The following is a 13,339-nucleotide window of genomic DNA, read 5'->3' as shown; positions in this document are numbered from 1 at the left end:
ATCGGCGATTTCTTCTCATCGCTTCGTAAATTGATCAACTGATCCTTACACCACGATGCAAGTTCATTAAACACCGGCACTGATTTCTCTTTTCTTATCTCTAGTCGCTGATCGAAGTTTAGCTCTTGCTCCCTGCAATGCTTTTCTACCGCATATAGCTTACGATATTGCTCCAGTACATACTGAGCTTTCTCAGAAGAAGTAAATAAAGCTTGCTCGAACTTTCTCCTTGCATGGGCGTTGCAATTAGCATGTACAATGTCATTACGCATTGCAAAGTGATCATATACGCCGAAGCCATCTGTGTGAAGTATGCCCCTGAACTTATCAAGCATTGGTCTTGCATGCTTTCTGCTCCGCCCTTGCTGATATTCGAAGAACACCAGCCCGTCTGCAGGATTTGCATATGCCCACATCTGACCGCGATGAGATTTTTTTCCTTTAACTTTTTCAAGGTCAAGTACTCTGAACCCTGTTTCATCTGCCATCATGTACTGAGAGGCTGCATTTAAAACACAGCTGCGATGTGCATCATACAGAGCCGTTAAACTTCTTGCATCATTGTTCACCCAGTCACTCATTGTGTTGGCTGCTATGATCACTCCTTCCTGTGCAAACTTTTGCATCTGCCTGTACAGTGGCATGTGATACATGTACTTTTCTACAATGCAATGTGCCCTTAAGGATGGTGCTGCAAGACACTTGTCTTTATCCAGGGGAAGATCACCAATGAAGAACTCTACTTTTCCATCAGCATTCGTGCGTTTGTATTTAAACCTTCTATATACACCAAACAACCTACCCGGATCGTATTCCAGCTGCTCTGTCTCTTCTGTATCGAAGAGCTCAGCATCCCCAGGAAGATCGTTTGGATAAATATCTACATACTCTCTTCTAAGGTGTGCAGGTATTCCCTTTCTTCCAGGATGGTTTTCGTTCTTTTCTTTCTTTGCCTTTGTGTAAGAAGCAATACGCTGCCCATCATTGATATTGCAAGCCTCTATTGTTCCTGCTGCAAGCTGGAGTGAGAGTTGATCAGGCGATACATACACACTCTTTTCTGATTTGCTTCCAAACACCAGCTTCTTTAGTTGCTCAAACTGATGTTTGATAAGCTGCAGTTCTTCGATCTCTTTGTCTTTCTGTTTAATAATCTTAACTGCCTCAATATAGTGTTCATGCAGCTCCTTATACCTGGAAGTAAAATCATCAACGTAACTGCGTAATCCATCGATCTTTGAAGACACCTCTTTATGCTCCCTGTCCTTTCTTTCAATAATCTTCTCCTGCTGCATGCTTTTCAACAGCAGCTTTCTGTAGCGTTCATTGAGTTCAAAATGTTCAGGAGATATAAGCACGTAAAGTCTTGTTGTTGCAGTACAATAAAGACGTGCAACAAAAGACTAAATACTATCAGAAAAGCGTGTTTACTTATTCACAAATGTGAACTACATACTGCCATGAAGTGGCTCATACTTTTCTTTGGTGACATATCCATTTTCATGCACTGTTACACCGGTAAGCATCTGTTCCATCTGTTCAATGTTCATCTTGTAAGACACGTGATCCACCACAATCATCGGCACCTGGAATGAACCTTTATCGAGTCTGCGATAGAATATAGAAAAACCTTCATCTTCATAGACCATTATTTTGATGGTGGTCCTTTGCTTGTTGAGAAAGATAAATACATCCTGGTGTATGATGTCCTTTTGCAACTCTGTTCTTACCAGTGCCGCAAGGCGATCAAAGCTATAACTCATCTTAATGGGTCTGCGATACAAATAAAAATTTGCTGCACTCCCTGCTATTTGCAAAATCTTACTCATTGCAACAAGGCTTTTAAATAGTCTGCAGATACCTGAGCGTAAAGTTTGATCCCGTTTACTTCGGCAAACAAAGCGGGCTTTGATGAACTAGAAAGAATTTGCACCTGGGAAAATCCTTTTTCCTGCTCATTACCCTTATACTTCTTTATCCAGGAGTTGAATGTATCTCATTGATATCCATCATCTCGCAATATTCCTTTACACTAAAATCACTCTCTTCCTGCTCTGCGAGATAACTGAGTATCTCTTTTTCACTTCTGTGTATACGTTGCTTGTTTACAGCACTGCCATTTGCATTTGCTTGTTCCATAATTTTTCAGTCTTTTCAAAGAGCTTCAAAACTACTCTGTAGTAGTCATAATTATTTTCTGTCGTTCCCCGTGCGTTTACTACGTGTAATCTCTCGTGTCCTGATCTTTGCAATATTGTAAGGCGAAGCCCGCGGCTGTCCTACGTCATGTCTTTGCGTCTTTGTGGCCTCTTACCTTTAACCTTGAACCTATACCTACAACCTTCTCCCCAGCATCTCCAACAACATAGGACTAACAAACTTTCCCTCGACAACTTCCACCTGCTCATGCTCAACCTCAACGCCATTTTGAAAATCTTCTGATATCTTCTTCAACTCCGCTGCAGGCATATAACCTTACACGTACAAAGTCTTGCCATTCCATTCAACAGAAGCAAACACACCACCCTTACCCATATTCATTGAATTCTTGAATCAATTTCTATTTCTGTACCCATTCACCACTGGTCATTCCTTCTCCTCTTATCCTTCATCCAATACACTATCATTGCGGCTTTATCGGTGCTTCCACTGCTATTGACATTTCTTGCATCATGGGTACTATTTTGATTTCGCTTATTGCCAGTATTCTGACTTTCTTTTTGCTTCAATCTCTTTCAATGTTGCAGCAGAATCTTTCTGGAAATTTTCGTTCCAATATTGGCACACTTTACAGTTTTTGCCACAATTATTGGATGGATCATAAGCATAACCGGTCTCTATTCCCTTAAGTGTTGCTGGTATCCCCTTTGTCATCCACACAGGAGCCGGCGCCCCTTTTAAGTAATGATCAAAATACTGCTGCATACGGATGATGTAATCATTAGCTGACTTGCCAATCATCCCGTGAGTGCCATCATCATATTGTAGCATCCAGACTTTTTTACCCAAGCGACGTAATGCGATAAACAATTCAAGTCCCTGTTCAAATGCCACATTATCATCCTTCTTATTGTGCATAATCAATAAAGGAGTTGTCACCTTGTCTGCCTGTAAAACGGGCGTATTCAATATTACGCTGTCAGGCACCTGCCAAAGCGTTGCTCCCATACGTCCCTGACCACGTTCATTCACGCCCATAGAGCTTCCACCTCCTAAACGGTCTGACAACAATCTCAAACTACCACTGATCAGATCTGCACCTCCCGACCCCTCTGCCGCAGCCGCAAACAAATGAGTATGGGTTACTAGGTAGTTCGTTTCGCTACCTCCAAAGCTGTGCCCGGTAATTCCCATTTTGCTCGAATCGACGAAGGGTAAATGACCGAGGTATTTTGCAGCCGACACAACTGAATTCACGACACTCTTCGCCACATTACCAACCTCATAATGTATATCAGGTTCAAATACGAGATAACCGCGGCTCACAAACCAGGGAATATTGATATCTGCCGTAATGTCCGTGTAATAGTCAGGAAATTCAAATACATCACAGGATCGTTCCTGGTAATAATTAAGAATGATGGGATATTTTTTCTCCTTGTTAAAATCAAAAGGCTTGTATAAGATGCCCTGCGAAATTGTGCCATCCGGTAGCTTCCAGTTCATTAATTCCGATGTCAACCAATTGCAACCTGCCTGAGGTTGCACATTAGATAATTGAACATATCTCTTAAAATCAGTAGTGTAAAAATAATTACCGAATTCCGAGGCTGATTGCCTGCCTACGATCCATGCATTGGTTTTTGCCTTAAGAGGTTTCACTCCTTCTTGCAAACCGTCGCGTCCCATCCGTTGAGATTGAGTGAGATAAAATTTATAGGGCCCCATGGATAGTAATTCCGGGTCTCCTTTTTTGTTCAACTGTTTTTTATAAAAACCATTGTACTTGGTTTCTGCATCCAGTGCAGTTAGCAACAAAGATGTATTGCCCGAAACACCTTCCTTCAGGGCATTTTCTTCTTCCACCAGCCGGAACCGAATGTGATGAGAACGGCCGTATCCATTAGTAATATCAATGGGTGCAGTTTTACCTTTCGGATCTAATTGCCAGATATCAAATTCGTCATACACCAACACGGAGCTATCTCCCGTTATCCACCCGGCAACGCCGACGGGCGGATCAGCATGACCCGGCATTCCACCTTTGATAAATTCTATCGTCAATGGCTCAGAAATATTTCCCGATATATTTACTGTTGTACCCGTACTAAGATCATAGCTGACATAATTATGTTCATGCTGATCGTAATATACAAGCCACTTACCTCGGGGAGAAAAGTTAAACCCCGAATTATAATCGCCGTATTCTTTACTCAGCAACTTTCTTGAACCGTCATTCAGCGATACCAGGAAGTGAGAAGGTTGTGGCTTCCACCAATATTGATCTTGTTTTGCAATCGCCTGCTGGTCGCTCACAATTCCAAAGTCTCCTGGGGCAAAAGAATTGGTGTTAAAATAATCATCTACCCCTGCTATTTGAATCAACTGGTCATTTTCTGGGTTCATCGTCACATAGGATAAATGGAGGCGCTTGAGATCGATCAGCTGAGTTGACTGTAACACACTGTCCTTATAACTCCATACATCCACCGGCGCGGCATCCCTGGATGTTTTTATTCTTTCCTTCTCTTGTAATTGAAAAAAAATATGCTTCCCGTTCCTGCTGAATTGAATTGAGGTAAAAGGATAAATGGAACCGGAACCGAGGGCAGGAGACTCATCATTCAATAGCATCCTTGCCTGCTCCATACCAACCTTATAGTAAAAGATGGAATGTTCCGATTGTTTGTCTCCTTTTTTATTGACAAGGAATACCAGCTGCTTTCCGGATTCATCAAAACTGCACTTGTCTATCGAAAGCTGTATTTGCGCAGATGAATTGACCGACCATATTTTTCTTAATTCTCTATTGGACAAATCAATCCGGTCCAGAGAAGTTACAGTTTGATTTTCATGTTGCATTCCTCTTATCAACAGCAAGACCTTTCCGGAAGGATCAAAAAAACAACTTTCAACAGAATCATAAGACTGTTTTTTCCCGGTTAACAGGTTCTCCAACACCCATTGCTTCGAAGGGCTATCCAATTGGTAAACCAGCCATTCTCCTTTGTTAGCTTCAGGTTGTTTATACGATTTAATTCCGGCAACAACTCTCATGTTTCCATTCACTAGTGACAAAAAAAACAAACTGTCATTCCTCATGAAAAAAACCTGTTTGCTGTCACAGGAAAAAAATCCCGATTCCAGTCCCTCTATTGCTTTCTTCTTCTGTTCCCTCGTACTTTCAATGATTAAAGTATTGCTCCCCACTGGCTGGTTTCCTATTTTATACAAAACATACTTCCCATCATTACTGATTGCAGGATGCTCTACATAAGACCAGTCTTCCGAGCTAAAATCAAGCGGCGGTTTCTTTTGCGTTTCCTTTTTATTTTGCGCCATTAAATGATTCAACAATAAAAAGCCCGCCATTATTAAAACAATTCTCTTCATTTCAGTTTTTCCTATACTTAATTTTTTCGTAGACGTTTTTGTTGTCGAACCTTAGCCAATCTCCCTGCTCTATTGGTCGGAGATTGGCTAAGACCGAAAAATTCGTTCTATCTTGTTCAGGTTCTTCTTTCTCCACAGATTGTCTGCCAAAAGGAAAAAGGAAGTAAAAACCAGAATAAGCTTATATATTATGGCTTTGTTTTGTCGATACGTCACATACCCATTGTAAGTAATGCCACATCCCATTTATAAATCTTTAATGCAACGAACGCACATACCGGTAGTAGGAAAATCACCATAGCCGGAGCCGAAATAGTCAGGTTCTATTCTGGCATAGTCACCACGAGTATCACTCGCCCAGTAATAGCCCCAAGCGCCGGTATTGTCATAAAAATTTACAGTACTCCCATAATCAACCCCTTTTCGTCTACCGGCAGCAGTTAATTTTAAAGACGAATAACCTGTGCTAACTTGCGTGATCTCCGTTTCTGCAGCCCATTCGGCATCTGTAGGTACGTGCCATCCATTGGGACAAGGCCCTTGCGGGTTAGCCATCCAACGTCGGCCAATTGCCATATTGAATTGATCTCTGGCAGAGGGGGCATACCAGTCTGTATATTTGTAAGTTTGACCCGACCCAACGGGGTATGTAAACACAATAAATTTGGAATGACCTGGAATTTCTGTCTCAGATAATGTGTGTGTTGTATCATTAACCAATGTGCCGGTACCGGCGCTGGTCCAATTCATGAGTTGATGTCCGTCGGCAGGGCGTCCCCACTGAAACAGATCGCCATAAGCCTGATAATCGGTAGCAGACGTCGCGGCTTGCGTGGCACCCAGGTTTCGGTCCATCCATTTCCTGTGGGTAACAGGACTGATAATGACACCATAAGTAACTGTTTGCCCGTTATAAGTAAACCGTATTTTGGTCGTATCATTATTTGTATTCAGTGTCACCACTGAGCCATAGCCCGTGCCTGTGCTATTGGTGGCAAATGCACGGATATAATAAGTAGTATTAAAATCAAGCCCTGTCAGGTCAACACTGAAATTATCCGTCGCATTAGAACTATTCACAACTGTGTCCGTAATGGAAGGTGTGCTATGTGATTTGCTTAATACAATACCTCTTGCGGTAATAGCCGAGCCACCATCATTTACAATAGCTCCGCCGGTTGTCACGCTACTGGGTGTAATATTGGTGAGCGCATTGGTGGTAATGGTGGGCACTACCTGTGGCTTGTCTTTTTTACATCCCCAAATAAGGAACGCTATCAGTAATACTGATAACAGGGTAGTTTTAGCTGTTGCTTTTTGCATATTGGTTTATTTAAGATTTAAAAAAATTATTCCGATAATACTATAGATGGGATCTACTTTGAAAGGTCAGGCCATGTCGGTTCTTCATTTTTCATCTTTGCTAAAATCTTCGGATATGTTCTTAATAACAGCCCGTTGTTTAGCTGCATGGCAATATCAACGGCTTTCTCTTCACATCGAATAGCTTCTTCCTTTCTTCCAAGCCGATATAATATATTAGCCTTCGTATCAAGGTTATTCGATAGATCAAAACTGTCAACAGGATTTTTTGAAGATAATATCGTGATGCAACGGCTGCTCCATTCAAGTGCTTTCTCTAATACATAAGCATTATCATTGACCAGGAATAGATCATTTGCATACCCGTTCAGATAAAACGGATCCATATGTTGTCCATACTTTTCTATATACAACACTGTATACTGGGTATAGCTGGGCCAATCTCTGCCCTTCAAAAAGTTCATTTTTCCAAACAGTACAACCTGGTTTGCGACCTTCGAATTATATTTCTCTTTAATCGTATTATTGATCTTTGCCCAATCGGGGATGGAATGATCGCGGGTATCTTGAGGCAGGTAAGGAAATACTTCCTCATTATGAATAGCATGCACCACTAGCCAGTTTGAATAGTCATTATCTCCCATAATTTTGTCCACTTTCTTACCATGCATCACAAATAATTGTTTTAGGTATGAAGTGGGGTGCGTCAATGCATAATCTGCAATGAAGCTTATATTCTCCTTGCGGTATATCTCCTTCTTTTTTACCGTTGGTAAATAGTTGGTGATATAGTCTTTCATTAATGAATCAGCCAGTGCGGTTTTTCTTAATGATTTCGCTGTCTGCGTCATTGCCGCCATAACTTTGTAATCCTTTTCACCCTTTCGATATTTTTCAACAAACCCGTAAAACTGTTTTTCCGGATCGAGCGCCTCTTTTGCGAGTGCTATAATATCTTCAACTTCCTGGTATCCCACAGCCCGGTGCACCAGTTCACCATCCGGGGAAAAGAAAAGAAAGGATGGGTAAGCTTCTATTCTGTATTGTTGATTGATCCCTACAGCATCCTTATACCAGCTTCGCACTTCTTCGTTATCTCCCTTGCTGCTATCCATCTGTATTTTTACAGAGATAAAATGCTCATTGAAGTATTTACCGACCTCCTTTTGAGAATAGATAGTCATGTCCATCTTTTTACAGGGCACACACCAACTCGCATAGCAATCCATAAAAATGTACTTGTTCGATTTCTTAGCCTCCGCTTTAATTTGTGCCCAAGTCGATGTTTTGTTAAACTCAATCCCCTGGGCTCTGACATTGGCCACAGTCGCCACGATCAAAACCGTCACGAATACTCTTCTAGTTATTAAACTCACTTTCATTTTATTTTTTCACTCTTTTAATTGTCTACTTAACCCCGACTTTTAATACCCAGCATTTTGTTTCAGATTTGGATCCATCTGCAGTTCCGTGTAAGGGATCGGGTACAGCGCCCAGTTTGCATTCCATACGCCTCCCTTTTGGGGGCAAACCGTATTCATCACATCATCCACTTTACCCGTTCGCTTAAGGTCCAGCCAGCGTTGGCCCATTTCTGTAAACAACTCCACCTGCCTTTCATGTAAAATAGCTGCCCGCAAACTCAGCTTATCTTGTTGGCCAGTGTATCCCGTAAGTCCGGCCCTGTTTCGGATAGCAGTTAGATCATTGACAGCGCCTGAATAATTGGTCTGTTCGTTTCTTGCCTCTGCTCGTATCAGGTATTGCTCTTCTATGCGCAGTAACATCTCGTATTCAGAAACCGGGTCATTAAGCGTGGCACTTTTATACTTGTATGGAAAATAATAAGTTGTGCCGCCAGCCGTAAGACTATTGATCCAGGATGTTTTTCGATTATCGTTTGCTTCGAATTTGTTGAGCAGGTTGTCACTTATATATACCGGGTGACTGCCGTTAGGCCCGCTTGCCGGAAGGATAAAAGTCCGGGCATCTTCTGTGTTCCAGCCAGTGTTGACTGGTTGTAGCTGCCAGATGGCGGAACGGCTGTTTTTTAGAAAAACCGAATTTAATGGTGCAAGGTCAAAAAGAGAAGCGTTGTTGATAACTGTTGTCGCTTCCGCTTCAGCGCTATCCCATTTTTGAGTATACAAATAAGCTCTTGCTAATAATGAGATGGCTGCCCACCGTGTGGGTCTCACCCGGTCTGGTGTGGTATGAAGCAAACTGCCATCTAAGTAATTACTGGAAAGTAGGGACTTAGCCTCTTTTAGATCACTGATGATCTGTTTATATACTTCCTCTTTCGGGCTACGTGCAAGCAAACGGGTGGCCTGGTAATCCGTACTTAGAACTAAAGGCACATCACCGTATAAATTCACCAAATAGAAATAGGAAAATGCCCGCATGAAATGCGCTTCACCAAATAATTGTTGTTTTACCGCAGGTGTCAGGCTAGTCGCATTTTCCAAACCATCAATAGCGCTGTTACACGTATAGATGTTGTTATAAAATCCCCAGAATTCCCCTCCAATGGTATTAAACGCATCTGATTTTAGGGCGTTGGTATAATAGCCTGTATAGATTAAACTCTGCAAACTCGATCCATTGAAATAAGTCAGCTCATCTGAAGACAATCCCGGCAAAACAGAGATCCCAAGACTTGCATCTGCCTTACTCATATTGGAGTAGAGGGTGGTTAATACCGAGATGGCAGTATTATCTGAATTATAAACCTTGTCGCCATTCACACTTGATACCGGTGGTGCGAGGTCTACAAATTTTTTGCAGCCGATCCATTGCAGTGTAAACAGGAGCAACCAAATTGAGCAAACTATATTTCTAAAAGAGATCATCATTCCTTTAACTTTTAACTTTCTACCTTTAACTTATAAGCCTAACTGTATTCCAACCGTCCAGACACGCAATGGCGGCAGTTTCGTTAAACTTTGCGTTTCCGGGTCCAACCCTTTATACCTAGTAAGTGTCCACAAATTCTGACCATGTAGATAGACCGCAACATTTTCCAGGTGGGCTTTTTTGCTCCAGCTAAGTGGTAACTGCCACGAAATGGAAAGATTTTTTAAGCGGATATAAGAAGCATCCTTATTGGTGGCGTCACTACCATCAACATTAGCCGTCGCATCCAATCCACTCAGGCGATTAGTCGTATACTTTGCCAAGAGTGAATGGTCGCCTGGTTGTCGCCATCGATTTAAGACAGTTACCGGCTGGTTGCTGTACCCGCTGCCAAAGGTGCCGGGCACGTAAGTGCCTCCATTATAAAAAACGAAGTTGTACCCCAATTGTTTCACAAATTGAAAGAGGAGGTCTAATTCGAATCCCTTATAACTAAAGGTGTTTTGAAATCCTCCGTAATAAGTCGGCATACGGCTGACAAGAACTGTATTGTCGACATTATATTTTGGTAAGGTAGTAGCGCTGCCATGTACATCGGAAAACAGGTACTCTCCCGTTACCGGGTGCACACCTATATAATGAAACTGTTTGCCAACATCTACTGGGTGTCCTATTACGAGCTGCTCGGCATAACTGGAATTTTCAAGATCGGGAAAGTCCAACAGCTTGTTCCTTGCAATGGTCAATGTCAGGCCGCTTTCCCAGCTCAATTTTTTCCCCTCAATATTTTTGGTATTCAGCGAGATCTCCAGGTTGGTATTTTGAATACTTGCCGGGAAATTAGAAGTGATACTTTGAAACCCGGTAAAGCTGGGTAAAGAATAAGGTAATAACTGGTTAGAGGACCGGTTAATAGCGTAGGTAGAATTCAGGATAACTCTTTCATTTAGGAAAGCAAGGTCCAGTCCAAAAGAAAGCTTTCGGGTTTCCTCCCAGGCTAAGTAAGGATTTGGAAACCCTTGCGGATATAGTGTTGATATTCCCTGGTAAGGCACACCAACATTACCTCCAGAATTGCTGTACAAGTCTAAGAAAAGAAAATCCCCGATTTGATCATTTCCGGTAGTACCATAACTCGCTCTTAACTTTCCGAACATCAAAAACGGGAATACCTGTTTAATAAAATTTTCACTGGAGAATATCCAGGCACCGCCAACGGACCAGAAACTGTGAAATTTATTTTTATCGCCAAAGCGGGAACTGCCGTCTCTTCGCCCGGTCAGGTTCATAATATATTTGTCCTGCCAGGAATAATTTACACGTCCAAAAAAGGCATTATACCTGTATGTAGAAAAAGAAGAATACTCAGTAAGGCTTGTTGCTGTTCCAATATCACTTAGGACATCATCGCTATTGTAACCGGTTCCATTAAAAAATTCCACATTCGTTTTATTCTGTTGAAAGCTGGTTCCAGCAAGTGCATTTAGATTCCCGGCACCGATCTTTCTGTTGTACTCAAGTTGTGGCTCCGCAATCCAGGAGCTGATATTACCATTCGAATACGTAGCAGATCTTGCAGTTGCAGACCTGTTTTCCGGGACCACTGCTTTTGAAGGATAAATGTTTGTTGCATTCGTTTGCAAATTGTTGTAACCAAAACTGCTCTTTATCTCCAGCCCCTGGAGCAAGCGATATCCGATTAATAAATTGCTCACCAGGTTATTGGTTCTATTTTGATAGGTATTATAAGTTAAGGAAGCAATAGGATTGGTCCAGGAAGAAGTACCGGAAGATGTAGGGGCCCAGTTCAGAGAACCGTCGGGATGATAGATTGCTGGCGCGTCCGGCTCTGTTATTATCGCCCTTTCCGTCAGGTCGTTATTTGGCAGCTCATTATTATCTAATAAATAATTACCGGATAGCTGAATATGGAACTTCTTATTTGTAGAGTAACCATTAACATTGAAATGAAGGGCAAATTTTTGGTCGGCGTAGTCCGCAGGAAATACAGTTGTTTGGCGGTTATACGTAGCCCCTATTAAATATTGCATCATTGAGGTGCCACCGGAAACATCTGCATTGATATTGCTGTACTGCGCCGTTCCACCAATCAGTGTTTTTTGCCAGTCCGTATACCGGGTAGTATCCCACAATAACAGATCATAATCCTTGTTGGCATTGGGTGTTAAGCCATCATTTTTAAATGCTTCACGACGCATTTGAAGATATTGCTGCGTATTGAGCATCTGGATCTTTTCACCCACCACGCCCCAGCCCTGCTGCATATTGATATGCACCTTTGCTTCACCAGCCTTTCCTTTTTTAGTAGTAATTAAAATAGCCCCGTTTGCAGCCCTCGATCCGTAAATAGCTGTAGCGTCTGCATCTTTCAAAACGCTCATGCTTTCGATATCCATTGGATTGATATAGCTGAGTGGATTACCGCTTCCTATATATTGACCGTTAATATATCCACCAGATGAGCCAATTGTATTAGTTCCCAACAACTGTGGTAGCTGGGAAATATACGGGACTCCGTCAATCACATACAAAGGGTCATTGCCATTTAGTATGCTATTGACGCCCTGTATCCTTACTGTTACTCCCCCACCCGAAATGCCTGTGTTTTGAGTAACAAACACACCGGGCACCCGACCTTGCAAAGCTAGTAGCGGGTTATTTACAGGCTGTTTTTCAATATCCTTAGCCGTTATTATGCCTACATTACTTACAGAGGTTTTCTTCTGTTCGGAATAGTAACCTTTGTTGATAATGATTTCATTCAAATTTTCCGGCTTAATTTTTAAATTGGCTACAATGGAAGTTTTGTTGTTTATAGCTACTGAAAACGTCTCAAAACCAACGTAAGAAATTATTAGCGTAGCATCATTATCCACCCCTTTTAATACAAACACACCGTCATTATTGGTGGTTGTTACCATATTGCTGCCTTTTACTTTTACAGTTGCCCCTGGTAATGGTTTGCCTTCGGCATCGGTAACCTTGCCACTAATGTCCAGGAGCGGTTTTTCATTAATGGCGCTTTCTTTTGGGCTTGTAATTTTCTCTTTTATTACAATGGATTTTTCGGCCATCTCGTAATCAAGGTCCTGGTTTTTTAAACAGAGGGTCATCACCTCTTCGATGGTGGCTTTGCTGACATTGATGGTGACAGGTTTTGATTTTTCGAGCAGTTTGTAATTACAAAAAATAGAGTAGCCGGTTTGCTTTTTGATTTCTGTAAACACTTTTTCCAGGGAAGCACTATTCATGCGCAGGCTGATTGTTTGTGCCAGCCCATTGGCACTTGCTGTTAAACAAGCTGTGAGCAGCATGATAGCAATGAGTTTCATCGCGAGTCTAATAGTTGTACTAATGGTGCGATGGCTTCTCTCCCGCTTGGGCGGGATTGAGGTCATCGCGAGTATGTTAGTTTCACTTATAGGGCGATAGCTTTTCCTTTCTCCTGCGCCGGTATCCGGGGCCAGTATTCCTGCCAGTTGTTTGGTATCACACCCATCATAGTTTCTGCGACAGGTATAGAATAATGCGGTCAAATGCATAAATTGCACTGTGTTTGGTTACTGTATAAGAGTACTTGTCAAGA

Annotated in this window: 8 protein-coding genes; all 8 read right to left on the bottom strand. The window is 42.0% G+C overall.

Annotated features, from left to right (window positions below; translation table 11 throughout):
- Positions 1-1,358 (bottom strand): IS66 family transposase (gene tnpC / locus BP74_RS20505; protein ID WP_496377225.1); only part of this gene is annotated, 1,358 nt, incomplete at its 3' end.
- A gap of 90 nt (positions 1,359-1,448) precedes the next feature.
- The gene (tnpB, locus tag BP74_RS20500; RefSeq protein WP_496377223.1) at positions 1,449-1,829 is read right to left on the bottom strand and encodes an IS66 family insertion sequence element accessory protein TnpB; all 381 of its coding nucleotides are present in this window, start codon (positions 1,827-1,829) and stop codon (positions 1,449-1,451) included.
- Positions 1,830-1,974: 145 nt separating this feature from the next.
- Positions 1,975-2,139 (bottom strand): hypothetical protein, encoded by a 165-nt coding sequence (locus tag BP74_RS20495; protein WP_496377221.1) that lies wholly within the window; start codon positions 2,137-2,139, stop codon positions 1,975-1,977.
- A 555-nt stretch (positions 2,140-2,694) separates the two neighbouring features.
- Entirely contained in the window at positions 2,695-5,553 is a 2,859-nt protein-coding gene (locus BP74_RS20490; RefSeq protein WP_496377219.1) for an alpha/beta hydrolase family protein, read from the bottom strand.
- Positions 5,554-5,799: 246 nt separating this feature from the next.
- Positions 5,800-6,876, bottom strand: a complete 1,077-nt coding sequence (locus BP74_RS20485; protein ID WP_496377217.1) for a fibrobacter succinogenes major paralogous domain-containing protein — start codon at positions 6,874-6,876, stop codon at positions 5,800-5,802.
- Between the two features lie 53 nt (positions 6,877-6,929).
- Entirely contained in the window at positions 6,930-8,258 is a 1,329-nt protein-coding gene (locus tag BP74_RS20480; RefSeq protein ID WP_496377215.1) for a thioredoxin fold domain-containing protein, read from the bottom strand.
- 42 nt (positions 8,259-8,300) lie between these two features.
- Positions 8,301-9,731, bottom strand: a complete 1,431-nt coding sequence (locus BP74_RS20475) for a RagB/SusD family nutrient uptake outer membrane protein (protein WP_496377213.1) — start codon at positions 9,729-9,731, stop codon at positions 8,301-8,303.
- 30 nt (positions 9,732-9,761) lie between these two features.
- Positions 9,762-13,295 carry a SusC/RagA family TonB-linked outer membrane protein gene (locus BP74_RS20470; protein ID WP_496377211.1) on the bottom strand — a complete coding sequence of 1,178 codons (3,534 nt, stop codon included), beginning with the start codon at positions 13,293-13,295 and terminating at the stop codon, positions 9,762-9,764.
- Positions 13,296-13,339 lie beyond the last annotated feature (44 nt).

Source organism: Flavisolibacter ginsengiterrae DSM 18136, from assembly GCF_059568575.1.
Note: the sequence above shows the minus strand (reverse complement) of the source record. Positions and strands in the feature narration are given on the sequence as shown.

Bases quoted from the DNA above. Each gene is read 5' to 3' on its own strand.
- BP74_RS20485 (WP_496377217.1), bottom strand. From the start codon at position 6,876: ATGCAAAAAGCAACAGCTAAAACTACCCTGTTATCAGTATTACTGATA.
- BP74_RS20475 (WP_496377213.1), bottom strand. From the start codon at position 9,731: ATGATGATCTCTTTTAGAAATATAGTTTGCTCAATTTGGTTGCTCCTG.
- BP74_RS20495 (WP_496377221.1), bottom strand. From the start codon at position 2,139: ATGGAACAAGCAAATGCAAATGGCAGTGCTGTAAACAAGCAACGTATA.
- BP74_RS20480 (WP_496377215.1), bottom strand. From the start codon at position 8,258: ATGAAAGTGAGTTTAATAACTAGAAGAGTATTCGTGACGGTTTTGATC.
- BP74_RS20470 (WP_496377211.1), bottom strand. From the start codon at position 13,295: ATGCATTTGACCGCATTATTCTATACCTGTCGCAGAAACTATGATGGG.
- tnpB (WP_496377223.1), bottom strand. From the start codon at position 1,829: ATGAGTAAGATTTTGCAAATAGCAGGGAGTGCAGCAAATTTTTATTTG.
- BP74_RS20490 (WP_496377219.1), bottom strand. From the start codon at position 5,553: ATGAAGAGAATTGTTTTAATAATGGCGGGCTTTTTATTGTTGAATCAT.